The 25,442-nt window shown below is 68.9% G+C and carries 10 protein-coding genes; all 10 read right to left on the minus strand.

Annotation, left to right across the window (positions count from 1 at the left end; translation table 11 throughout):
- Positions 1 to 70: 70 nt before the first annotated feature.
- From MKK62_RS25700 to MKK62_RS25745, 10 genes are read right to left on the minus strand one after another with little or no spacing between them, the layout of a single operon-like run.
- Positions 71 to 1,810: an ABC transporter ATP-binding protein gene (locus MKK62_RS25700; RefSeq protein ID WP_240263106.1), complete on the minus strand. Its 1,740-nt coding sequence runs from the start codon at positions 1,808 to 1,810 to the stop codon at positions 71 to 73.
- Positions 1,807 to 4,377 (minus strand): ABC transporter ATP-binding protein/permease, encoded by a 2,571-nt coding sequence (locus MKK62_RS25705; protein ID WP_240263105.1) that lies wholly within the window; start codon positions 4,375 to 4,377, stop codon positions 1,807 to 1,809. The genes MKK62_RS25700 and MKK62_RS25705 overlap by 4 nt, the downstream gene beginning before the upstream one ends.
- A complete protein-coding gene (locus tag MKK62_RS25710; RefSeq protein ID WP_240263104.1) occupies positions 4,377 to 4,589 on the minus strand; it encodes an MbtH family protein in 213 nt (70 codons plus the stop codon). The genes MKK62_RS25705 and MKK62_RS25710 overlap by 1 nt, the downstream gene beginning before the upstream one ends.
- On the minus strand, positions 4,567 to 5,871 hold the full coding sequence (gene mbtG, locus MKK62_RS25715; RefSeq protein ID WP_240263103.1) for an NADPH-dependent L-lysine N(6)-monooxygenase MbtG: 1,305 nt from the start codon (positions 5,869 to 5,871) through the stop codon (positions 4,567 to 4,569). The genes MKK62_RS25710 and mbtG overlap by 23 nt, the downstream gene beginning before the upstream one ends.
- Positions 5,868 to 10,277 (minus strand): amino acid adenylation domain-containing protein, encoded by a 4,410-nt coding sequence (locus MKK62_RS25720; RefSeq protein ID WP_240263102.1) that lies wholly within the window; start codon positions 10,275 to 10,277, stop codon positions 5,868 to 5,870. The genes mbtG and MKK62_RS25720 overlap by 4 nt, the downstream gene beginning before the upstream one ends.
- On the minus strand, positions 10,274 to 16,792 hold the full coding sequence (locus MKK62_RS25725; RefSeq protein WP_240263101.1) for a non-ribosomal peptide synthetase: 6,519 nt from the start codon (positions 16,790 to 16,792) through the stop codon (positions 10,274 to 10,276). Before MKK62_RS25725 ends, MKK62_RS25720 begins: the two co-directional genes overlap by 4 nt.
- On the minus strand, positions 16,789 to 19,764 hold the full coding sequence (gene mbtD / locus MKK62_RS25730) for a mycobactin polyketide synthase MbtD (RefSeq protein ID WP_240263100.1): 2,976 nt from the start codon (positions 19,762 to 19,764) through the stop codon (positions 16,789 to 16,791). The genes MKK62_RS25725 and mbtD overlap by 4 nt, the downstream gene beginning before the upstream one ends.
- Positions 19,764 to 21,056 carry a beta-ketoacyl [acyl carrier protein] synthase domain-containing protein gene (locus MKK62_RS25735; protein WP_240263099.1) on the minus strand — a complete coding sequence of 431 codons (1,293 nt, stop codon included), beginning with the start codon at positions 21,054 to 21,056 and terminating at the stop codon, positions 19,764 to 19,766. Before MKK62_RS25735 ends, mbtD begins: the two co-directional genes overlap by 1 nt.
- Entirely contained in the window at positions 21,049 to 21,816 is a 768-nt protein-coding gene (locus tag MKK62_RS25740) for a thioesterase II family protein (RefSeq protein ID WP_240263098.1), read from the minus strand. The genes MKK62_RS25735 and MKK62_RS25740 overlap by 8 nt, the downstream gene beginning before the upstream one ends.
- Complete coding sequence (locus MKK62_RS25745) at positions 21,813 to 25,280, minus strand: non-ribosomal peptide synthetase (RefSeq protein ID WP_240263924.1); 3,468 nt, start codon at positions 25,278 to 25,280, stop codon at positions 21,813 to 21,815. The genes MKK62_RS25740 and MKK62_RS25745 overlap by 4 nt, the downstream gene beginning before the upstream one ends.
- Positions 25,281 to 25,442 lie beyond the last annotated feature (162 nt).

The following is a 25,442-nucleotide window of genomic DNA, read 5'->3' on the forward strand; positions in this document are numbered from 1 at the left end:
ATCGTCGGAGTCATTCTGCTGGTCGTTGCGCGGTCCGCGGGGACCCTACCCGAGCGTGTCCCACACCGAGCTAGCCGACGTGGATGCGCCACTCGGCGGCGTCGCGCTGCTGACGCCAGAAGTCGTCGAATCGACCGCCCGCGCTGAGCAGGTCACCGACGGTGCCGTCCTCGACGATCGCGCCGCCGTCCAGGAACAACACCCGGTCGGCGTGCCGGATGCTGGCCAGTCGGTGCGCGACGATCACCCGGGTCCGCGGCCGCGGGTCCGCGGTGAGCGCGTCGACCACCGCGGCCTCGTTCTCGGTGTCCAATGCACTCGTCGCCTCGTCGACCAGCAGGATCGGAGCGGGTTTGAGCAGAGCCCGCGCGATGCTGACCCGCTGGCGCTCGCCGCCGGACAGGGCCGACCCGGCCTCGCCGACCACCGTCTCGGCACCGGCGGGCAGCCGGCCGGTCAGTTCGTCGACGCGGGCCAGCGCGACGGCGCGGTCGAACTCCGCCTCACTGGCGGTGGGGTCACCGGCCGCGACGTTCTCGCGAATCGTCCCGTGGAACAGGTACGGATGCTGGAACACGACACTGCTCGTCGCGCGGCGGCTCTCGGCATCGAGGGTCGCGACGTCGACGCCGTCGACTAGGACGCGCCCGCTGACCGGCTGATACAGGCCGGCGATCAGGGACAGGATGGTGCTCTTGCCCGATCCGGACGGTCCGACGATCGCCGTCGTGGTGCCCGGCTGCAGCGTGAAGCTGACCCCATCCAGGACCGGCGTGCCCGCGCCGTCGTAGGTGAACGTGACGTTGTCGAATTCGACACGCGGCGCGCCGTCGTGGCCGCGGCGGTCCACGTCCCCGGCGGCTATCACCGGCGCGCTCAGCACCGCGCGGATCCGGTCGAGCGTGGCGCGAGTGCTTTCCAGGGCCGGGCCCAGCTCGCTGATCGACGTGAACGGCTCCAGGTAGCGGGCGATCACCACGATCAGGGCGACCGCCTCGGGCACGCTCAACGTGTGGTCGATCGTCAAAGCCGTTGTCGCGCCGGCGAACAGGATCAGCGCGAGCTGGCTGGCCAGGCTGAACAACAGCTGGCCGGGCACCTGCATGGCCAGCAGGCGCATCGTCGCGCCGTGCTGGGCGGCGAGCGCGTCGCCGACCATGCTTCGGGCCGGCTCGACGCGTCGCGCCGCGCGCAATGCCTGCTGGGTGCGCGCGAATTCGATGATGCGCTCGGTCAGCGACGTATTCGCCTCGGCAGCAGCCTGATCCGCGCGGCGGGCCAACCGGGCCGAAGCCCACAGGGCGCCCAGCAGCAACGGCACCCCGGCCATGGCGGCCACACCGAGCTGCCAGGACACCGGCAGCAGGGCGACCCCGATGGCCGCCGGCAGCAGCACGGCGGTGACCAACGGCGTCAGCAGGTTGACCGCGAGGCCGACCAGCTCGGGCCCGGTCGCGGCAATCGCCTGGCGTGCGATCGCGGTGTTGTCCGCGTTGAACCACTCCAGCCGCACGTCGGGTAGCCGGTCCGCGACATCGTGCTGGGTGTGGTCGAGGACCTCGAAGCCCAGATCGAAACCGATTCGCGCAGTGGCGGTGTCGATCACCCAACCCGCCGCGGTCGCGGCGGTCAACCAGCCCAGCCACCCCAGCGCCCGGTGTGGGGTGTCGCTGAACAACGCTCCGACCAACGGCACCAGCAGTACGGTGCCGACCGCCCGGACGATCACCGAGACCAGGGCGAGGACGGCGTAGACGACTACCTTGCCGCGGCGCTCCGCGGGGACGAGGCCGATCCAGGTGCGAATCATCGGGCGGCCTCCTGACCTACCGGGTCACGACGGCCGCTGTCCCACAGGCGTCGGTAGCGACCGTCGGCAGCCAGCAACTCGTCGTGGGTGCCTTGCTCGGCGATGCGGCCATGATCGAGCACGACGATCTGGTCGGCGCCGGCGATGGTGTGCAGCCGGTGCGCGATCACCAACACCGTCCGCTCCCGGGTCAGTCGGTTGAGCGCTTGCTGGACAAGGTATTCCGACTCAGGGTCTGCGAATGCGGTGGCCTCGTCCAGAATCAGGACAGGGGTGTCGGCGAGGATGGCACGGGCGATCGTCAGGCGTTGACGCTCGCCACCGGACAGGCTGCTGGCGGCCCCTAGCAAGGTGTCGTAACCGTTCGGCAGCCGCAGGATGCGGTCGTGGATCTGGGCCTCGCGGGCGGCCGCCTCGATGCGTTCACGAGAGGCGTCGGGGACAGCCAGTGCGATGTTCTCGGCGACGGTGCCGTGCACCAGCTGGGTTTCCTGCAGCACGAATCCGACCCGGGTATAGAGCTGGTCGGCGGTGAACGTTCGAATGTCCTGTCCCGCAACGGTGATCGCACCACCCTGTACGTCGTAGAACCGGGCCAGGAGCGCGGCCAGTGTCGACTTGCCCGAGCCGGACGGACCGACCAGCGCGGTGACCGTGCCGGGTCGCAACGTCAGCGAGACGTCGTGGACCACCGGCACGCCGGGGCGGTAGCCGAAGGTCACCCGGTCGAACACCACCGAATCACCGGACCCGGTCGGCGGCTCGTCACGCACCGAGAGCTCCGGCTCGTCGAGCGCGATCTGCAGTCGACGGGCGGCCAGCAGCCCGGCGCGAATACCGCCGAGCCCGTAGGCGATGTTGAGCAGCCGGGCCCCGAACGTGGTGCCCAACAACAGGAACGGCAACAGCTCGACCGGTTGCAGGTGGCCGGCGACAACGAGCAGGGTACCGGTCCCGACGATCAGCCAGAGGAACGTGGTTGGCCGGGTGACCAGATCCATCACAGTCTTCTTGCCGGCCAGCGGGCGTTGCCAGTCGGTGAGGAACCCGACGTACTCGTCGAGTCGACGTCGGAAGCTCGACGCGGCGGCGCCACCGAAGACGCGAATCACCGGCTGGCCTTCGAGATACGCCCCGGCCTCGCCGCTCATCCGCTCTGCCCAGCGTTGCGACTGCGGGATCTTCGGTCCAGATTGAATGGTCATCGACGACGTCAGCACCAGATACACCAGCACCGGCCCGAACAACACCAGCGCCACCCGCCAGTCGACGACGAAGAGGTACACCAGCACCGCTAGCGGCGCGACCACCGCCGCGACCGCGTCCGGGATGGCATGGGTGACCAAATAATGCAGCGACAAGGTGTCTTCGGCGACCAGCTGCTTGATCGACCCCGAGCCGCGAGCGGTGAACCACCCCAACGGCACCCGCGCCAATTTGCTCAGCAGCCTCGACCTCAGGTCGCTGGCAAACCGCGCATCGACGACGTGCAGCCACAGCGTCAGGGCGGCGCCCAGCAGGGTGCCGATCCCCAGCAGCGCCACGGCTGCCACACCGATCTCTTCGAGCTGTGACGCCCGGGCGCCGGACACCAATTGGCGTGCGAGCTCGACCAATAACACATACGGCGCCAACTGGACCAGCGTGATGATCGCCTGCAGCAGCCCGGACGCGATCAGCGCCGGGCGCAGCGGCGCGAGCAGCCGGCCGGCGGCCTGAGCGCGCCAGCTCCCCCGCGGCACATCCTGCACCACAACGGGTTCCGGCTTCGCGGTGACCGGGTCATTGCTGAGCGCGACCGTGTCGACAACTGGCTCGTCGCCCCGCCGGGTGCCCATCTCACGCCCGGCGCTCCAATAGGCCTGCGCGTGAATCTCCGATTTGGGGAAGCCGAAGTCGTCACGCAGCCGGGCACGAACATGCTTGAGCGTGGTGGCTTCCGGCGTGGCCCAGCAATACCAGTCGGACCAGTCGCGGGTCTCGATGGCCGCCGCAAGCGACTTCTCGTCGCGTCGGCCGACCCAGTGCAGTCGCAGCCGCGGATGGTCAGCGATCGGGATCTGACGGTCGTTGTCGTCGTGCTGCTCGAGATACACCTCGATCGGTACGTCGGCGGGGACGACGCTGATGATGCCGTTGATGCCGGGAATCGATGCGGAGTCACCGATCAGCAGGTAGCCGGCCGGCTGCTCGTCGGGCGTGTCGAAGCGCGAGGAGCCCATCAACGACATCACCGCGATGGTTGCGCCGGGTTCGACCGTCCGGGCCCACTTCGACGCCGGACCCGCTGGGTCGTGCAGCACCACGTCGACGGCGAAGCGACCCGAGGCCACGTCGGCCTCGGAGATCGTGTACGCGCGTTGGAATTCGGTGGTCGAGCCGTCAGGGTCGGGGAACCAGAATCGGAGCCAGGCCGCCGGCTCGGCCTGCGCGTCGGAGAACAGCGTGGGTGACTGCATCCTGATCCGCACGAAATGCGGTGCAACCCGGATGGTTTCGAGGACGGTCGCGGTGTGGTCGCGGGCGCCGAAGCCCCGCAGCATCGCTCCTTGGAACCCGCGGGCCATCAGGTGTCCATCGCCTCGCGGAGACTTCGTGGCCGCATGTCGGTCCAGTTCTCCTCCACATAGGCTAGGCATTCCGCGCGGCCGGCCTCGCCGAAGACCTTGCGCCAACCCGCCGGGATGTCGGCGAAGGTCGGCCACAGGCTGTGCTGGTCTTCGTCGTTGACCAGGACGACGAACGTCCCGTTCTCGTCATCGAATGGATTGGTGCTCATCATCTCTCCTGCTCGAGGCTCGGTGGGTCGAGAATGGGGCGCCGGAGCCCAGATCGGCGCCGAGCACCCGATCGGACAGCAGGCCCAGACAGCTGAGGTTGGGGAAGCCCGGGCCCTGGTTGAGCCCGGCGAGGTTGGGCAGGAACAACTTCGGAGCGACATCGACGACGGCGAGGTCGTGGCCGATGGCCTCCTGGACGCGGTCTCCGCTCAGCGGGCCACCCAGGCCCAGCTCCAGCAAGTCGAGCGCGTCCTGGCTGAACAGCGAGGTGAACCACAGCGCGTCGGCACCCGATCCGTCGATCACCAGGTCGAAACCGTGTACGGTCTCGAGGTTTTCGCTGCCCCGGTTGGTCGACAGCGTGAGTCGGATCTGCTCGTCGCGCCCCACCGCATGGGCGACCCGGCCCCGCAGATGCCGGATCCGGTCGTCGGCCAGCAAGGCGTCCTGCACGTTCGACGAGAACACCCCGCGGTCGGTCCGAGCGATCGCGTCGCGCCGCTCTTCCACGGTCAGTGCGGTCCAGTCGCTGGGATCGGAGAACAGCGTGTTCTCGAAGAAACTCTCGCCGCGGGTGAACAGCGTCACCTGCGGTGAGATCACCGTGATGGTCGAAACCCGATGCCGGAAAAGCTCGTTCAGCATCGCCGCAGCGGTCTCGCCGCCACCGATCACCGCCACGCGCTCGGCATTGATCCGGTCCTGCTGGCCGGCGCGATGCCAGAACTGGGCGATCGACATCACCCGAGGGTTGCCCGGTAGCAGGGAGCGTTCCGCCTGCCCTGGGCCGGTGATCATCAAACCCTGGGCGTGCACACACGTTTCGTCGGTGTGCAGCGCCCACCGGTCGCCGTCGACGGCGAGCCGCTCCACTTCGCCGTACACCACCGACATGTTGATTTCGTCGGCCACCCAGCGCAGGTACTGGCTCCACCGGTGATGGGTGGGCGCGGGACGGCCGCGGTCGATCCATTGCGCGAACTGACTGGTGGCGATCAGGTACGACTGCCATCCGTAGCGCATCATGCGTTCGTCGACCTCGGCGTTGCGGCGCGGCACCAGCGACGAACGGTAGGGAAATCCGACGTCCTTCTCCGGGCTGGTGCCCAGCCGCTGCGCGCCGTCGGTCCAGCCGCCGCTGGCCTGCCAGTTGGCAGCCACCCCGGTCCGCTCGATCGCGACCACGTGCGGCACGTCGACGCCCATCTGGCTCAGCACATGGGCTTTCGCGGCAACCGCCACCGCCTTCACCCCGGCGCCAAGCACGGCCAGTGTGGTCATGGCACCATCTCCTCGAGGGCTTGCGTCCACAACTGCTGCAGCGCAGCGATATCCGACTCCGTCAAAATGTCGGGCAGCGCACGCCATTGCGTGACCAGCGCCTGGTATTCCCCGCTGCCGAGCACGGTGGCCACCAGACTCAGCTCGTAGCGCACCGCCAGATCGGGTTCCGGCAGCGGCGAAACGCCGTTCAACAGGCCGCGATCCAGCCACAGCCCGCTGGTACCGCCGACCTCAGCGCGACCCAAATAGTTCAGCAGCACCTGTGGCCCGTCGAAAGTGGACAGGCGAGCCGCGGTGTCGTCCCGCAGGTAGCGCAGCAGGCCGAAGTCGACACCGTCCCCGGGGATCGACGACAGCAGTTCCCGCACCCGTCGTGGGTCCTCGGTGTCGACGCGCAGCGGGTAGATCGCACTGAGCAGCCCGACGGTGTCGGTCGTGTCGGCCGCGTTGTCGACGAGCGCGTCGGCGCGGCCGTGTGTTTCCAGCGCAAGCAACGGTGGCGGCGTCGGCTGGCCGCGCTGCTGCCGCCATCGGGTGATCATTCGTGATGCGGCGGCGATCAACAGGTCGAACACCGGCAGGCCGGACTTCAGCAGTCGGGCTGTGCTGTCGGCGTCGAGCATCGCTGTCTGCACCAGCAGCCCGCCGGCCCGGTCGGTGTGCGGCGCCAGTCTGCGCCGCCCGATCTCAGGGTCGTCACCGGCGAGCTGCATCGTCCAATAGGGTTCGCTGTCAAGCAATCCCGCCCGGGCGGTCATCGCGTCGACCCAACGCCGGTAGCTGGTGTGCTCGCGGACCGGCGCCGCGGTGTTACCTGCCATCAGCGCGTGCAGGGTTGCGTCGAGTTCGCCGAGCACCACCTGCCAAGACACCGGGTCCAGTGCCAGCACATGAGCGGCCAGCACCAGCACACTCTGACCGGTCGAGGGCCGCAGCCATGCTGCCGCCAGCAGCTGCCCGCGTTCGGGGTCGAGGCTGTCGATGGCCCGAGCGGTTTCGGTGGCGACGGCCCGCTGGAGATCCCCGGAAACCTCGACTTCGGTGAGAAAGTCACCCGGCTGCTGCGGGTGCAGCGTCATCGTCGCGCGGTCCAGTCGGGTGCGCAGGACCTCGTGGCCGGCGGCGATCGCCCTCAACGCGGCCCGCAGGTGTTCGCCGGTGACACCGTCCGGCAGTCGAATAGCTTCGGCCTGCGCCAGGCGGCGTGGTTCACCGAATTCGTAGAGCCAGCGTGCGTTGGCCAGCAGCGGTATCGGCCCACTCTCAGTGTCACCGGATCCCGTCGGGGCGTTGGGTTCGGCGGCTTCGGCGTCGATCGCGGCGGCAAGCTCGCGGACGCTGCCGCATTCGAGAATCAGCCTGGCGCGCAACCCGATACCGCGGCGACGGGCGGCCTGGACAACTGACAGCGCCACGATGCTGTCCAGACCCAGCTCGAGGAAGTCCGCGCCCACATCGACGCGGGCGACGTTGAGGATCTCGGTCAGCACCTCGATGAGCGCCGACTCGGTCGCGGTTTCCGGTTCTAGCCCAGCCGACTCCGCCGCGGAATCGAGAGCCGCCAGGGCGGTTTCGTCGAGCTTCCCGTTGGCCGTCAACGGGATCTCGTCGACGGTCACGATGCGCTGCGGCACCATGTAGCGGGGTAGCCGCGTGGCCAGCATGCGCCGCAGTTGGCTCACTGTTGCCGAATCCCGTACCGCCACATAGGCGGTCAACCGGGGTGCGCCGTGCCGCTCGTGCACGACCACGCTGGCATGGCGGACGCTCGGGTGTGATTCGAGCACCATGGCGACTTCGCCGGGTTCCACCCGGTGGCCGCGGATTTTGACTTGGGCGTCGGCGCGGCCGACATAGCGCAATGATCCGTCCGGTTGACGGCGGACCACGTCGCCGGTGCGGTACATCCTGCTTCCCGGCACGAACGGATCGGCGAGGAAGCGCTGCGCCGTTTCGCCTGCCTGGTGCAGGTAGCCGCGCGCCAGTTGCGCGCCGCCGAGGTACAACTCCCCCGCGACGCCGGCGGCGACCGGACGTAACGCCGAATCCAGGACGTAACCGCGAGTGTGTCCGGTCGGGTAGCCGATCGACGGTTCGTCGTGCTGGTGGATCGCCGCCACCACCGCCTCGACGGTGGTTTCCGTGGGCCCGTAACAGTTGAACGCCGTCATTCCCGTCCGGGTGCACTGACTGCGGATGAACGACCATGAACTGCCGCCGAGCGCCTCACCTCCGAGGGCCAGCACCGCGAGCGGCACCCGAGTCAGCAGGCCCGCCGAGCGCAGCTGGGCGAACATCGACGGGGTGGTGTCGATCATGTCGACACCGTGCTCGGCGATGGCGGCGACCAACGCCTCGGCGTCGGTCTGGGTGTGTTCGTCGACGACGTGGACGGCGTGGCCGTCGAGCAGCGCGACCAACGGTTGCCAGGCAGCGTCGAACGCGAACGACCAGGCGTGCGCGATGCGTAGCGGGCGGCCCAGTCGGGCGGCCGCCGGTCGCAGCACATGGTCGAGGTGGTCGTCGGCGTAGGCGCTAATGGCGGCGTGAGTTCCGATGACGCCCTTGGGTTCTCCGGTGGTGCCGGAGGTGAAGACGACGTAGGCAGCACGGCAGGGGTCGACGTCGGCCGGCTGGAAGTCGCCGTCACCGTCGATGGCGAAGTCCTCGTCGACGACGATGGCCGCGCCGCTTTGACGCAGGATCGAGTTGACCCGCTCGACCGGCATTCCCGGTTCCAGCGGCACGTAGGTGGCACCGGCTTTCAGTGCGGCGAACATCGCGACGATGTACTGCGGGCCGCGCGGCAGCCTGATGGCGACCGGAGTCTCGGCGCCCACGCCGCGGGTTAGCAGAGCACCGGCCATCCGGTTAGCCGCCGCGTCGAGTTCGCGGTAGGTCATCGCGCCACCCGCCCAGGTGACCGCCGGGCTGTCCGGCACCCGGGCGGCCACCTCCGCGAAGCGGGCATGGATACTCCGCGCCTCAACGGTTTTGGCTACTGGCGAACCGAGCGGACCGGCCTCGTCGGCTGACAGCACACTGACCTCGCGCAGCGGCCGGTCCCACTGCCCCAGCAGCCGCTCGGCGGTGGTGAGCAGTCGACGACCGAGGGTGTCGGCAGCGGTGTTGCCGATAGCACCGTCGATGACCTCGACCATCAGGACGAGGCGATCGTCGGCCATATGCGCGGCCAGCACGATCGGGAAGTGGGTGAGGCTTTCCACCGCGGCGGGCCGGAACGTGACTCCGGTACCCGCCAATTGGTCGCCGGCGGCCACGGCGCCGGTCGGGAAGTTTTCGTAGACCAGCAGCGTGTCGTACATCTCGCCGACGCCGCCCATGGCCCGCAGCTGCGCATGCCCGAGGTAGCTGTGGTCGCGCAGGATCGCCGAATCACGTTGCACGGCGCGGCACAGCTCGCCCACCGTCATACCGGCGTCGAGACGGACCCGCAGCGGGACGGTGTTGATGAACAGGCCGACCATCGTCTCGACCCCGGCCAGCTCGGCGGGTCGACCGGAGACCGTGACACCGAACACGACGTCGTCGCGGTCTGTCAGGCGTGACAGGATCGTCGCCCAGGCGGTCTGCAGCAATGTGTTGAGGGTGACGCCGCGCGAGCGGGCCCCGGCGACCAGCCGCGCGGTCGCCTCGGCGTCCAGCTGCAGCTCGGTCCGCTGCGGCAGACGCGTCGACGTGCGGGCGGCGTCCTCACCGCCGAATGCGGCCGCCAGCAGTGTCGGACCGGGCAGGCCGGCCAGGTGTTCACGCCACACCCGTTGGCTGGCTTGCTGATCGCGGCCGGCCAGCCAGCCGATGTAGTCGCGATATGGCCGCGGGGCCACCGGCAACGCTGCGAGATCACCGCCCGCGCGATACAGGATCATCATCTCGGCGACGAACACCGGCAACGACCAACCGTCGATCACGATGTGGTGGGCGGTGATCACCAATCGCCAACGCGCATCGGGCAACTCGATCAGCAAGAACCGGATCGCCGGCAGCCGCTCGAGGTCGAACGGACGCCGCCGCTCGTCGAGCTCGATCGTGTCGATGTCGCCTTCCGCCGCGGTGACGTCGCGCCACGGCAGCTCGACGCGCGACGGCACGATCTGCACCGGGCGAGGTATCCCCCGGCTGAAAAAGCTGGCCCGCAAGTTCGGGTGACGGACCAACATCTTGGCCGCGCAGTCGCGCAGCAACGCGACGTCCAGGGGGCCGAAGATGTCGGCGGCCATCCCGATGACGTAGGGGTCGTCGGCGGGTTGGCCCTCGGATGAATCAGCCAACTCAGAAAGGATGGTGAGCGAATACAGCCCCTCTTGTAAAGGGCTGAGCGCCATCACGTCTTCGATATCGGGCGTGACGGCAGCGTCGGCGTCGACGTCGGCGGCCGTCATGAGGTGCTGTCTCGCGTCTTCGACCACAGCTGCGTCACCGCGGCCAGGTCGGTCGGCGACAAACCCGAGGTGCTCATCGGCTCGAAGCGGGCCGCGGGCACCTCGACCGGCGAACCGCCGCCACCGTCGGCTTCGAGCGCGTCGACCGCCGCGGCCAGTTGCGCGATCGTCGGGTTCTCGAAAATCATCCTGGGGTTGACCGGCAGCCCGACCGCCCGGGAACGAGACGCCAGCTGAACCGACAGGATGCTGTCTCCGCCGAGCGCGAAGAAGTCGTCGGATCGACCGACTTCCGGGGTGGACAGCAGCTCCGCGAAGACCGCGGCCAGCGCGCGTTCGGTGTCGGTTCGGGCCGGCTCGGTGCGGCCGCTGGTGGTGACCGCGGGCCGCGGCAGACCTGGCCGATTCAGCTTGCCCGACTCGGTCTTCGGCATCGCGTCCAAAACCGTCAGCGACGACGGCACCATGTAACCGGGCAGCGCCGCACTGATCGCGGCGCGCACCGAGGCTGCGAACTCGGCCCGGTCGGCGACGGGGTGTTGCGGCACAACGTAACCGGCCAGGCTTGTGCCGTCGTGCACCTCCCACGTCCGTGCAGCTGCGGCGGCCACCCCGGCTGCGGCGGCCAGTGCGGCCTCCACCTCGGCCAGCTCGACCCGAAATCCGCGCACCTGCACCTGATGGTCGGCGCGGCCGGCGAACTCCAGCTGGCCGTCTTGGGTCCACCGCGCCAGGTCGCCGCTGCGATACAGCCGACCACCTGGCTCGGTGGCGAACGGGTTGGCGATGAACCGGGTCGACGTCAGCGCGGGCCGCTTCCAGTAGCCGCGGGCCAATTGATCACCGGCGTAATACAATTCGCCCACCACGCCGACCGGCACCGGCCGCAGGCCGTCGTCCAGCAGGTAGGCCTGCGCCCCCGCCACGGGTGAGCCGACGAGCGGGGTGGGCAAACTCAGCCGTCCCCGGGACACCGCACCTGAGGTCTCGGTCGAGCCGATGTTGTTCAACAACTCCGGACCCTGCTCGCCGGCATCGGCGCAGACGCCCGTCAATCGCTGCAACAGCGAGTTGCTCACCGGCTCACCGCCGCAAACCAGTCGCGTCAGCGACCGCACCGAGTCCGGAGCGGCGTCGACGAGCGCGGACACCAGGCTGGGCACCGCGGTGATCTGGGCGACGGACTCGCGCGTCGTCAGCGCCGCTAACGCTTCGGCGTCGCGGTGCTCGGTGTCGTCGGCCAAAATCATGGTGGCGCCGGCGGCCAGGCCGGCCAGCAGTTCCATCCCGCCTTCGAGGAACGTCATCGACGCCTGCGACAGGCGGATGTCGTCGCCCCGCGGTGGATAGTGGCGTAGCTGCCAGTCGATCCGGGCCGCCATCGCGCGCTGAGTTCCGATGGCGCCCTTGGGCTTTCCGGTGGACCCGGACGTGAACACCAGATACATGGCATCGTCGGGGTGCGGCAGGCGTGGTCGCCCGGCGGGCGGCTCCGAGTGTTCGATCGCCGCACGCACATCGGGGTCGTCGAGCAACACGACCTCGCCCGCATAGTCGTCCGGCATGGTGTCGAGCGCCTCGACTGTGGCGATCACCACCGGCGGCTGCACGTCGTCGAGCATAAAGCGCTTGCGCGCCAACGGATAACTGGGATCGATCGGGAAATACGCCGCACCCGCTTTCACGATGCCGGCCAGGGCCACCACCATGTCGATGCCCCGGCGGGTGGACAGCCCGACGAAGGAGCCCGCGCGCACGCCACGCTGAGCGAGCATTGCCGCCAGGTTGTCCGAACGCCGATGCAGCGCAGCGTAATCGAGGTCGCTGCCGGCGCAGCGCACCGCGACCCGGCCGCCGCTCTGCCGGCTCGCTTCGAGCAGTTCGGGGACGGTCCGCGACCGGTCGGCCGGGGGCTCGTCGCCGCGGCTCCACTGGGTCAGGATGCGCTGCTGTTCGCCCGCGTCGGCGAGCACCACATCGCGCAGATTCTGGTCGACGTCGTCGGCGAACTCCGTGACCACGCGCGTGAGCCAGCCGGCCAGCCGTTCGATGGTCGCGCGCTGGTAGAGCTCGGTGCGGAAGATGAGGGTGCCGAGATAGCCTGCGGCGCCGGCAGTTTGATCGGCGCCGAAGAAGTTGACGCTGAGGTCGGCGTGCGCCATGTCGAAGACCGGGTCCAGCGACGTGCACACGGTGTCCTGTCCGCCGTCGGACGCCGATTCGATGACTCGGGTGGCCGGCAGGTGGTCGCGAACATGCACGATCACCTGGAACAGCGGGTTGCGGGACAGCGACCTGACCGGGCTGACGCTGTCGACCACCCGGTCGAACGGCAGGTCCTGGTGGGCGTAGGCCGCCAACGCGGTCTCGCGTGAACGGGTCAGCACGTCGCGCAGGGTGGGGTTGCCGCGTAAGTCGTTGCGCAGCACCAGGATATTGACGAAAAATCCGATCAGCTGGTCGAGCTCCGCCTCGGTGCGTCCGGCGACCGGTGTGCCGAGCGGAATGTCGACGCCACTGCCCGCCTTGTGCAGCACCACCGCGACGGCGGCTTGCAACGCCATGAATTCGGTGACACCGAGCTCGCGGCAGCGTTCGGCGAGCTTGGCGCGGGTGGCGGCGTCGATGCTGAAGGTCACCGACTCGCCGTCGCCGCTGGGTAGCGGCGGCCGTGGGAAGTCGGGTCGCAGGCCGCTGTCCTCCGGCAATCCGGCCAGCTGGCTGGTCCAGTAATCGCGTTGCTCGGCCGCGACCGCCGTCTCTTCTCCGCCCGGCTCCCCCAGGAAATCCCGTTGCCAGGCCGCGTAATCGGCGTACTGGACACGCAGCGGCGCCCCGGCGGGGGCCTCGCCGTGGCGGCGGGCCCGGTAGGCGGTCATCACGTCGGCGAACAGCACGCCAGCCGACCAGTGGTCCGACGCGATGTGGTGTACGACCAGCGACAGGACGTGCTCGCCGTCGTTGTCCAGCACGGCCACCCGGATTGGCCATTCGCGGTCGAGCTCGAAGCAGTGCCGGCGCTCAGCGTCGAGTTGCTCCTGCAGCCAGCGTTCGCCGCTGCCGGTGGCGCGGCGCACCGGCAGTTCGGCGACCGGGCCGACGACCTGATAGGGCACGCCCTCGTCCTCGACGTAGGTGGTGCGCAGGATTTCGTGTCGCTCAACCACATCGCCGACCGCGGCGACCAACGCCTCGATGTTCCACGGCCCGGTCAGCCTCGCCGCGAACGGGATGTTGTTGACCGGGCTGGGCCCGTCGACCCGGTAGGCGAACCAGCTGCGCAGCTGCGACGCCGACAGCGGCAACGGCTCGTCGTGGGTGGTGGCCATTAGCTTGGGCCGCGCCCGACCATGGGTACCGGAGCGCAGGTCGTCGACCCGCTCGGCCAACGCGCCCACCGTGCCGAGTTCGAACACGTCGCGGATGCCCAGTTCCACAGCGCATTCCGCGCGGATCGCGGTGACCAGCTTGGTGGCCACCAGCGAGTGTCCGCCTAAGTCGAAGAACGAGTCGTCCACTCCGACCCGCTGGTGACCCAGTAGCTCGGAGAACAGGACGGCGATCCGGCGTTCGGTCGCGGTCGACGGTTCGCGGTATCGGGTCTTGGCGGCGATCTCGGGTTCCGGTAGCGCCGTGCGGTCGATCTTTCCGTGCGTGGTGATCGGGATCTCGTCGATCACGACGTAGCCGGCGGGAGTCATGTACTCCGGCAGCGCCGCCGCCACCCGCGCGCGAATTCGTTCCACGTCAACGGTTTCGGGCCCGCCTCCGTCGACTGGGGTGACGTAGCCGACCAGGCTCTTACCCAGTCCAGGTAGATCGCTGGCCACCACCACGACCTGCCCGACGCTGGGGTCGACGGAGATCGCCGCGGCCACCTCACCCAGTTCGATGCGGAAGCCGCGAATCTTGACCTGCTCGTCGGCGCGACCGACGAATTCGATGTCGCCGTCGGCGTTGCGTCGCGCCAGGTCGCCGGAGCGGTAGAGCCGTGCGCCCGGGGTGAATGGGTCGGCGACGAAGCGCTCGGCGGTCAGACCCGGCCGGCGATGGTAGCCACGCGCCACATGCGTTCCGCCGATGTAGATTTCGCCGATCACACCGACCGGGACCGGTTGGAGCGCGTCGTCCAGCAGGTGAATCTGGGTGTTGATCTTGGGCCGGCCGATCGGCACCACCCGGGTGCCCTGGGCACCCTCCACCGGGTAGCTGGTGGCGTTGACGATGGTTTCGGTGGGCCCGTAGAAGTTGTAGAGCAGCGCGTCGAACGTGGCGTGGAATTTGTCGGCGACCTCACCGGGCAGCGGTTCGCCGCCGATCGGCACCCGGCGCAGGGTGCGCCACTGGTTGACGCCGGGCAACGACAGAAACAGCCCGAGCAGCGAGGGGACGAAATGCATCGAGGTGATGCCTTCGCGGCGCAGCAGTTCGGTCAGGTAGCCGATGTCGCGCAGACCGTCCGGACGCGGAATGACCAGGCGCGCACCGCAGATCAGCGTTCCGAAGATCTCCCCGATCGACACGTCGAAGCTCGGTGAGGCCACCTGTAGCAGGCGGTCGGTCTCGTCGACCCGATATTCGTCACCGAACCACACGAAATACTCCGCGATCGGCGCGTGCGGGACCGGGACGCCCTTGGGCAGACCCGTCGAGCCCGACGTGTAGATCAAGTATGCGGTGTTAGCGGGAACAAGGGGGCGCAGTAACCGGGTCGGCGCGGTGGCCGGATAGTCGGACAGACCCGTGACCGGTTCGCGCAGAACCAATTTCGCGTCGGCATCGCCGAGAATGAACGTCAGGCGATCATCCGGGTAGGTGGGGTCCACGGGCAGGTAGACGCCGCCGGCTTTCAGAATGCCCAGCGCGGTGATGACCAGTTCCGGTGATTTGTCGAGCAGCACCGCGACTCGATCCTCGGTGCCGATGCCGCGCTCGATCAGCCAGTGCGCCAGCCGGTTCGCCTCGTCGTCGATCTCGCGGTAGCTGTATTGCCGACCTTCGTAGACCACGGCGACGGCGTCCGGGGTCAGGTCCGCGCGGCGCGCGACCAGGGCGGGCAGCGTGCTCGCCGGGGCGTCGAACTCTTCGCCCGCCGAGACGGTCCGAAGCCATTCGGCGTCGGCGTCGCTCATCAATCGACACGTCGACAGCGTGCGGTCCGGGTCGTCGAGCGCGTGGGTCAGCAATACCTCGTAGTGCCGCAACAGTTGCTCGACCAGCGGACGATCGAGTACCTCGACGAGGTATTCGGCCTCGACCACCGCTCCGCGGCCGTCCAATTCGATCATCAGGCCGAGCGGCAATTGGCTGGTGTGGCCGCGCAATTCGGCACGCTCACAGCGGATACCGGGCGGGTTGAATCCTCCGCCGTCGGAATCGCGCAAGCCGAAGCTGACCCGGGTCATCCGTTCGGCGCCGTGCCGACGGTCCGGGTTGGATTCGCGTACCAGCCACTCCAGGTCGACGCGCGAGTGCGCGAGGGCTCCGACCGCGTCCTCTCTGGTCTGGGCGAGCAATTCCCGGAAAGTCTGCCGGGGGGCGGGCCGCATTCGCAGTACCACGGTGTTGCCGTAGTAACCGATCGCGTCCTCGGTTCCGGCACCGCGATTGAGCACCGGGGTTGCCACGAGGAAATCGTCGGCGTGGGTGTAGCGGTGCACCAGCGCACCGAACGCCGCCGCCAACACCATGTACGGCGTGGCCCCGGTTTCTCGGGCCAGCGCCGCAACGCGATCGACGGTCTCAGGCGACAGCCGCGACGTGACCCGCTGGGCGCGCCACGTGCTGGGGACCACCGAACCATGTGGCCCCGGAAGCTCCAGTGGCTCGGGCAGATTTGTCATCCGCGAGCGCCAGTACGCCAGGTCTTCGTCGCTACTGCCGACCCGCCCGCCCGTGACCGCCGGCACCGGTGCGGCGTCGAGGTCACCGGTATAGGCCCGCACCAGGTCGTTGAAGAACGGCTTCCACGAACCGTCATCCCAGGCGATGTGGTGCGCGGTCAACAGCAGCACCAATTCGTCGGCGCCGGTCCGGGCGGCGGCGATCCGCAGCGGCGAATCCTCGGTCAGGTCGAACGGCTGGCGAAACTGCCTCTGCGCCAACACTTCCAGCCTGAGTTGACGGGCCTGCTCGCCGAGCGCGGACAGGTCATGCTCTGCCCACCCCGGGCGCAGGTCAGCGTGAACGATCGGCCGCGGATCGCCGTCGTCGCCGACGTGGTACGTGGTGCGCAGCACCGGATGCCGCAGCGCCACCGCGTCCACCGCCGCACGCAGTCGCGTGATATCGACGTCACCGGTGACGCGGTAGGACACGCAGATGTTGAGCAACGCCCCATCCGGGTCGACTGATTGGACGAACCACATCCGCCGTTGACCGTCGGACATCTGCGGGTGCTGGGTGACAACGTCCGTGGCGGCGTCCGGTCGACTCAAGCCACGTTCGGCGATCCTGCGGCGCAACAGCTCCAGGCGCTGCGCGTCCAGCGTGTCCAAGCCCGTGGTGTCAGTCACGCGTGGGTTCCAACCTTCCCCATGTCCTGGCCTTCGCGCAGAACGTCGATCAGTTCGTTGACGGTGATGCCGCCGAGCATCCGCGCTACCGGAGCCGAATGGCCAACCGCGCGGCGCAGTCGTCGACGCAGGTCCAGCGCCAGCAGCGAATCCAGCCCGAGGTCGATCAGCGACGCCGTGGCGTCGATCGTCTCCGCATCGCCCAACTGCAGCGTCGACGCGAGCTCGCTCAGCACGAGCTCGGGCAGCGGTCGTCGATCGAAACCATTGCCCGCCAACGGGTCTTCGGTGCCGGCCCGGTCGAACGGCATCGGCATGCCTTGGCTTTCGAAGAAGACCCGGAGCCGGTCGAAGTCCGCGTCGAAAATCAGCGGGTCGTCGGCGTAGCGGGCGAGGCCGGCGGCCAACGCAGAGTCGGCCCGCATCGCGATCAGCCCCGACCGTTCTGTGCGGGCGATCTCGTCGGCGGCGACCACCCCGGCGTCCTGCCAGAGGCCCCACCGGATTGCGGTGCAGTCCAACCCCGTTGCGCGCAACTGAGCCGCCAACACGTCCAGCATCCGGTTCGATGCCGCGTACGCGGCGTGCCCCTGGCCGCCCCACACCCCGAAAACCGACGAGCACGCCAGGATGCGGCAGTCCGGCTGCAGCGGCCACACATCGGTCATCGCGGCCAGGCCGGCTACCTTGGCGGCGCACACGGCGGCCACGCTCGCACCGGTCAATTCGCCATGCTCGGATGCGGCGGCGATTCCCGCGGTATGGATCAGCAGGGAGGCGCCGGTCTCGGCGAATTCGGCGGCGACGGCTGCGACCGCCGCGCGGTCGGTGATATCGCAGTGCGGGGCATACACCTCGACATGACGCCGCCCGATCAACTGTGCCACCGCGTCCGGGGCTAACCCGTTGCGGCTCAACAGGATGACCCTGCGCGCGCCCCGTTCGATGCAGTGTCGGGCGTAACGCAGTCCGATGGCGCCGCTACCGCCGGTGATCACCACGTTGTCCAGCGCGGCCGCATCGAGCGGACGGGCGGTTGTGCGCTCGCGGTCTTCGCGGAAACTCCGGATATAGCGGAGCGTTTGGCCCTCCGCGCCTGCGCGCAGTGCCAGCACGCCGGTATCACCGAGCAGCACGTCGAGAGCGGCGACCGCGGTGTGGGGACCGAGGTCACCGGCCGGCAGGTCCAGGCTGCCGAACGTCTGGTCGGCGAATTCGGCTCCGATGCTGCGGTGCATGGCCGCCAGTGCCGCCTGCGCGGGCCGGGCGACGTCGCCGGCGGTGACTCGTTCACCACCGGCGGTGAGCAACCACACCGCTCGGCATTGCGGGCCGATGATCTGGTCGTAGTCGGCGAGTCCCGCGTCGGCCCGCGCGGCGATCTGCGCGACAGCCTCGGTAGCGTCCAGTTGCTCGAGCACCGGCGCCACGACCGCGACGACGTCCGCGTCACGCGGCGAAACCACGCGGCATCCGCGATGCGTCGAGGCGGCCGCGCTGAGGTGTCCCGCGCTGTCACCGACGATCGCGATGCGACATTGCGCAATCGGACGGGAGGCCTCGACGTGCTGCCACTGCTCCACGGCAACCGTCAACGGAGTGGCCGCGTCAGCCGGCGTGTGAGCGACGGGAGCCGGGCCGGCCCACAGGTGCACGGCGCGCATCGGCGCGTTCGGGAACCCGCGCAGCGGCGGCGTCAGCGTCGACGGCATCGCGTCGGCCCATGCATAGCCGGGGTCGGCAATGGCGGCCGCGGCGATGTTCGCCGACAGCACATCGGCCAGCGGTCGGTCGCGGTGACCCGAACCCAGGATCACCGCCGAGTCGTCGTCGACCAGGTCGCCGAGTGGATAGAGCAGCGACGGGTGCGCCGACATTTCGACGTATGCTTCGGCTCCGCACTTCTGGGCGGCGATCACAGCCCGGTCGAATCGGACTGTGCTGCAGAGGCTTTCGTACCAATACTGCGAGAAGTTCACGTCGCTGCCGACCTCGGCGCCGACAGCGGAACCGATGAATGCCCGGGGTCCGTCTCGGAACGACGACCGGGGCTGCAGCTTGACCAATTCGGCGCCCAAGGGGCGCAAAGCGCTGGTGTGGCCCGGATAGTCCACGGTGAGTTGTTGGGCGAACACACCGCGCGCCTGAGCCGCTTCCCTGACCGCCACGACGGCGTCGTGGTCACCGGAGACCACCGTGGCCGACGGACCGTTCACCGCGGAAACCTCCAGCCAGCCCGGTGTTTCGGCGATCAGGGTCTGCGCCTCGTCGATGCCGACACCCAGCACCACCATCGCGTAGTGACCGGTCAATCGTCCGACCACATTCGCCCGGGCGCCGACCAGTGCCGCGGCGTCTGCCAACGAGATCTTCTCGGCCACATAGGCCGCCGCGATCTCCCCGAGACTGTGGCCGATAGTGATGGCCGGCAGTACCCCCGACGATTTCCATTGCGCCGCCAGGCCGACCGCGTGGGTGAACTGCGCACCCTGGACTTCCGCTCGGGCCCACGCCCGGTCCCCGTCGCTGTGCAGGTATGGCAGCGGCGACGGGTACCCGGCCGCGACGAACGCCTCCGCGCAGCGGTCGGCCTCGGCCCGGTACGCCGTCAGCAGGCGGTAGGCTGCCGAACCCATCGACGGCCATTGATTGCCCTGGCCAGGGAAGACGAACGCAACGCAGGGCGCCGCGCTCCTCGACGACCGGGCCACCAACGGATGCTCGTCACCGTCAGCCAGCGCCGCCAAGGCGGCGGCCAACTCGTCGCGGTTCGCTGCCCGCACCACCGCGCGGTGTCGCCTGACCCGGCGCAGCCGCAGCAAGGTGGACGCGATCTCGACGGTCGGATCCCGGTCGCCGTCAACGCGTTTCAAGTATCCGAGGATCGCCGAGGCATCCTGGCCGATCAGCCGGTCGTCATGTGCGGACAGCAGCACGGGCACGCGGCCGTCGGGCAATCGTTGAGCCAACATCACGCCGCCTCGGGCAGCGCGACGATGACGTGAGCATTGGTGCCGGCGATCCCGAACGCCGAAGTGGCCGCGACACGGCGCCCGTCGACGGCGGCCCACGGCGTCAACGTCCTGGCAAGGCGCAAACCCTGTTCGGCCCAGTCGATCTCGGGGCTGGCGTCGTCGACGTGCAGTGTCGGTGGCACCGCCGCGTGCTCGGCCGACACCAGGATTTTCGCCAGACCCAGCGCTCCACTGGCGGCCAGCGCGTGGCCGAGGTTGGATTTGACCGAACCCAGCAGTGCGCCACGGTCGGCTTCGGTGTCGCCGTAGGTCTGCGCCAACGACTGCAGCTCGGTGCGGTCACCGAGACGAGTCCCGGTGCCGTGCCCCTCGACCATGCCGACCTCGTCGGGACGAATCCCGGCTTCGGCGATCGCGCGCCGGAACAAGCTGACCTGAGCGGCGCCACTCGGTGCGCTGAGGCCCGCGCTGCGGCCGTCGTGGTTGACGGCGCTGCCGAGTATCTCCGCGAGAATCTGCCGCCCGTCCCGCAGCGCGGCCGACTTGCGCTGCAGCACGAAGACGGCGGCGCCTTCCGCCCAGACCGTCCCGCTGGCGTGCGCGCTGTAGGCCCTGCAGTGGCCGTCGTCGGACAAGGCGTGCTGCTTGGAGAATTCGACGAAAAATCCCGGCGAGCCGAGCACGTTGACGCCGCCGGCCAGCGCCAGGTCGCAGTCGCCGTTCTGCAGCGCCCTGACCGCGGCGTGGAAGGCGACCAGCGCCGAGGCGCAAGAAGAGTCGATCGTCACCGCGGGCCCCGTCGAGCCCAGCGTGTAGGCGATTCGTCCGGAGATCACGCTCAACGCGGTACCGGCGAGCAAATGGCCGCTGTATTCCGAGAATTCGGCCATCTGCGGCCCGTATCCGGTGGCTGAGGCACCGAGATAGCACCCCATCTCGTGGCCGGCCATCTCGTCGGGATTGATGCCACTGTTCTCCAGCGCCCGCCACGACACCCGCAGTGCGACGCGCTGCTGCGGGTCCATCGCGACGGCTTCGCGCGGTGAGATCCCGAAGAATTCGGGGTCGAACATCGTTGCGTCGCGCAGGAATCCGCCGCGGTCGTGGATTTCCTTGAAGCCGGTGCGGCGGGATCCGGCGAACAGCTCGCGCACCGACCATCCGCGATCGCCCGGGAATGGCGTCAGCGCCTCGCGGCCCTCAGACAACAACTCCCAGTACGCGTCGGCGGTGTCGATTCCGCCGGGCGCCTCCAACGCCATGCCGACCACCACGACCGGATCAGCCATCCGCGTTCACCCGTGCGGCGACGTCGTCGATGTGGTCGTCGAGATAGAAGTGACCGCCGTCGAACCAGTCGAGGTCGAAGGCGCCATCCGTGTGTGTCGCCCAGCGGTCGAGTTCGTCGGCGTCGACCCGCAGATCGCCGTGCGCGCCCAACGCTGAGATGTCTGCCGCGATCTTGACGTCCGGTCCGCAGGCGTAGCGGTTGATCGCGGCGTAGTCGGCACGCATCGCGGTGACCAGCAGCTCAGCGAACTCGGGGTCGGCGAGCAACTCGACGTCCGTCCCGCCGAAGTCGGTCATGTCGACCAGCAGGTCGTCGTGGCTGGTTGGCAATTCCGGCTTGGCTTCGACGGTGCACGGGGCGGGCGCCGCCGAGGCCCACAGCTTGTGCACTGGGGCGCCGCGGGATTCGGCGATCCTGGCGAATTCGAAGGCGACCACGGCACCCATGCTGTGCCCGAACAGCCGCAGCGGCGCCACCTGGCGCCAGGGCCCGGCGACGAACAGGCTGCGGGCCAGATCCTGCACCGTGTCGACGGCTGGTTCGTTCATTCGCTCGGCGCGCTGCGGGTACTGGACGATGTACGTGTCGCCACCACCGGCGGCCAGCGCCATCGCCAGCTTTCGGTAACCGGCGGCCGCACCGCCGGCATGCGGAAACACCACGGTGGCGCCTCGCGCTGCGACGCCCCGGCCGGGAAACCGCTTGATCCAGGACGGGAATTCCTTCTTCTGCACCGAGGTGAGGTTGTCGAAGATCATTGCAGCGCATCATTTCCGGCGATTGCCGCCAGCACATGGCCGGCGTCCATGCCGACGACTTCCAGGTACAGTTCGGCGACCTGTTCAAGACGGCCCGGGTCGGGTTCACGGCCGACCAGCAACGCGCTGAGCGCGGACACGGTTCGGGTGGCGAAGATGTCGGCGACGGCGATGTCGGGGGTGTCGAGCCATGCCCGGATGCGCGCCACGGTCTGGGTCGCCAGCACCGAGTCGCCGCCCAGAGCGAAGAAATCGTCGTCGGCACCGACTCCACTTGCACCGAGCACGTCCTCGATGATCGCCGCGACCGCGGACTCGACGGGTGTGGACGGCGCGCGGCGATCGGGTGCCGACGATTCCGCTACCGCGGCAGCGAGCTGAGCGGTGACGACGCGTCGGTCGATTTTCCCGGCCAGGGTGTAGGGGATGCGGTCGGTGAACACGAGGTGCTGGGGAACCATATGGGCCGGAACAAGTTCCGCCATGGCGGCGCGGACGCCCTCCGCGGTGAGCGACGGGTTGTCGCCGTGCCAGACCGCGGCCAGCACTTCCGCGCCGCCGCTGGTCGTCACCACTGCGGCGACCGCCGTTGCCACCCCGGGAATCTGCCGCAGCGCCGCCTCGACCTCGCCGATCTCGACCCGGTAGCCGCTGATCTTGACCCGGTGGTCGGCGCGCCCGACGAATTCCAGCACCCCGTCCGGCCAGTACCTGGCCAGATCGCCGGTGCGATACCAGGTTTGGCCGCCGTAACGGACAAACCGTTCGGTGGTGAGGTCGGGTCGGCCACGGTATCCCCGCGCGATGCCGCGGCCGCCGACCCACAGTTCACCCGCGACCCAGTCGGGGCAGTCACCGCCCCGGTCGTTCACCACCCGGCAGGCATTGTTGGGCAGCGGGGTGCCGAACGGCAACGCGGTCAGCCCTGGCGGGAGCCGCTCCATGTCGCCGACTTCGAAAATGGTGTTGTGCGTGGCGGTTTCGGTGGCTCCGCCCAATCCGGCAAAGCGAAGTGCGGGCGCGTCGGCGCGCAGCCGGCGAACGACCTCCGGCCGTACCCAGTCGCCGCCGGTCGGCACCACCCGTAGCGAGGAGAGTCGTCCGACACCGACCTCGGCCAGCATCTCCAACCAGCCGGGCATGAAATGCAACACCGTTACCTGGTATTCGGCGATCAACCGCGCCCACGCGTCCGGGTCGCGTCGCTGTCCCTCGTCGACCACCACGATCGAACCGCCGGTGCGCAGCGTGACGAAAATGTCCATCACCGAGATGTCGCCCTCGAGCGTCGACAAGGCCAGGCATCGGTCCCCGGGCCCGAGACCGAAATGGCGCCCGATGAATTCGACCGTGTTCATCGATGCGTGGTGGGTGACCTCCACGCCCTTGGGCTCACCGGTCGAGCCGGAGGTGAACAGCACATAGGCGAGCGCGGCCGGATCGCCGGCGGCGGGGTGCAAGGCCTCCTCGGCGGAGGCGTCGTTCGCCACGTCGGCGATCGTCAGCGTCGGCACCGGCAACGACACCGGTTCACCCCCGCACACCAACGCCAGCTTCACCTGACCGGCTTGCAGGATGCGTTCGGCACGGTCGCGGGGCTGATCGACGCTGATCGGCAGGTAGACGCCACCCGCAGCCAGTATCGCGAGCACCGCCGATACCTGCTCGGCGGTCTTCGGACCCACGATGGCAACGGTGTCACCATCGCCGATTCCGTTGGCGTGCAGCGCCGACGTCAGCGCCAGCACCTGGTGGCGCAGTTGACCGTAGGTCAGCTCACCGGAGCTGGACAACACGGCGACCGCGTCGGGACGGGCCTCGGCTTGCCGAAAGAACCCGTCGTGCAACCGTTCTCCGCTGGACGTTGCCGTCACGCCGTTGACCGCGTCGCGCACAGCCCTCTGTTGCGACGGGAGTGCGGGCGGGTCGGGCTGTGTCCACGCGTCTGGGCTCGCGGCCAGCCGCCGCAGTTCCTCGACGTGATGGGCGAACATCGCGTCGATAACGCCGGCCGGGAAAAGGTCTTCGCGGACATCCCAGTTCACCAGGACGCCGCCGTCGAATTCGGTGACCTGCGCGTCGAGCGACACCTGCGGCCCCTGCGAGATGATCCAACTGGGCGTGCCGAATGCCTTGGTGACGTCAGCCGAGAACAACTCACCGAGTCCCAATGCGCTGGTGAACACGACCGGGGCAAGCACCGGTGTACCGCGGTAGCGGGCCAGGTCGCGCAACACCGACAGGCCGGGGTAGTTGGCGTGCGAGGCGGCCGACCGCATGGCGTCCTGCACGGCGCGCGCTCGCGATGCAGCGTCCGCCGTTTCGGTGAGGTCGATGTCGAGAAGCAGCGACGACGTGAAGTCGCCGACCAAGTTGTCGACGTCGGGGTGCATGGCTTCGCGGCCGAACAAGGGCACGTTGAGTAGGAATCGCGAGGTGGAAGACCAGCTGGCCAGAGTGTGCGAGAAGGCCGCGGCGAACATCATCGCGGGGGTGACGCCGCAGCCGCGGGCATGCGCGAACAGGGCGTCACGAGTGGCCGGGTCCAGCCACTGCCAGCGCCGAGTGCTGTTGCGCGACAGACTGTTCCGGTTGTCCGACGGCAGTCGGGGTGGGTCCGGGAGTTCGGGGATGCGCTGCGACCACCAGTCCCGGTCGGCGTCGTGGGCCGGACGCGGCCCGGCCTCGCGGCGCGCGATCTCCTGGCGATACTCCCGGTAGGTGAAGGTCAGGTCCTCGAGGTCCCGGCCACGGTAGAGTGCGGCGAGGTCGGCCATCAGCGTGCGATAGCTCATCGCATCGGCGGCCTGCATGTCCAGATCGACGTGCAGGCGCGACCGTTCGCCCGGTAGCAGCGACAAGGTCAGCTCGAACACCTGCCCGTCGAGCTGCTGATGCGATTTGGACTCGCGCAACTCGAGCAGCCGCTGGTCGACCTCGGCGAGGTCGCGGAAATCGTGGACGACGAGCGGAAAATCGGCAGGCGCACCGATGCGCTGGGTTCCGTCGGCGCCGAATTGGACCCGCAACATCGGATGCCGCGCGGCCAACGATGTCGCGGCTCGGCGCAGACGTTCGGGATCGATTGGTTCAGCGTCGAATTCGACGTACAGGTGGCCGGCCACGCCGCCGAGCGGTTGACTGTCGTCACGACCCACCCACATGGCGTGCTGCATGGGGGCGAGCGGGAACGCGTCATCGGGCGGGCCGGTCGGCCCGGCCAGCGCCACGGGTTCGCACGAGCCCTCGCCGACCAGCATCGACCAGGCCTCGACTGTGGGTTCTGCGGCCAGCGCGGCGAAGTCGACGTCGACCCCTCGACGACGCCACTTCCCGGCCAGCGACATCATCCTGATCGAGTCGAGACCCTGACTGACGAGGTTGCCGCTGGGGTCGACGGCATCGGCGCTGACGCCGAGCAGCGCCGCGACTTCAGCGCGCACGTCGGTGGGGCCGCCGACGATGGAAGCCCCGACCCCGCCAGTTGTCACACCTACCCCTTGCATCAGTTAGTAGAGGCTAGCCTAAATTGTTGGACACTTTAGTGGCTGGGCGCCTCCGAAAGCTAGCGGCGCATAGCCCCACCTCGACCTGGAGCGACGGGCGCTAACTGAGGTTAGGCAAAC

It is taken from the genome of Mycobacterium paraterrae, from assembly GCF_022430545.2.
In the GTDB taxonomy this organism is placed as follows: Bacteria; Actinomycetota; Actinomycetes; order Mycobacteriales; family Mycobacteriaceae; genus Mycobacterium; species Mycobacterium paraterrae.

Coding starts and splice junctions, on each gene's coding strand:
- MKK62_RS25740 (WP_240263098.1), bottom strand. CDS start 21,816: ATGATCTTCGACAACCTCACCTCGGTGCAGAAGAAGGAATTCCCGTCC.
- MKK62_RS25710 (WP_240263104.1), bottom strand. CDS start 4,589: ATGAGCACCAATCCATTCGATGACGAGAACGGGACGTTCGTCGTCCTG.
- MKK62_RS25720 (WP_240263102.1), bottom strand. CDS start 10,277: ATGACGGCCGCCGACGTCGACGCCGACGCTGCCGTCACGCCCGATATC.
- mbtD (WP_240263100.1), bottom strand. CDS start 19,764: ATGTTGGCTCAACGATTGCCCGACGGCCGCGTGCCCGTGCTGCTGTCC.
- MKK62_RS25705 (WP_240263105.1), bottom strand. CDS start 4,377: ATGGCCCGCGGGTTCCAAGGAGCGATGCTGCGGGGCTTCGGCGCCCGC.
- mbtG (WP_240263103.1), bottom strand. CDS start 5,871: ATGACCACACTGGCCGTGCTTGGCGCCGGGGTGAAGGCGGTGGCGGTT.
- MKK62_RS25700 (WP_240263106.1), bottom strand. CDS start 1,810: ATGATTCGCACCTGGATCGGCCTCGTCCCCGCGGAGCGCCGCGGCAAG.
- MKK62_RS25735 (WP_240263099.1), bottom strand. CDS start 21,056: ATGGCTGATCCGGTCGTGGTGGTCGGCATGGCGTTGGAGGCGCCCGGC.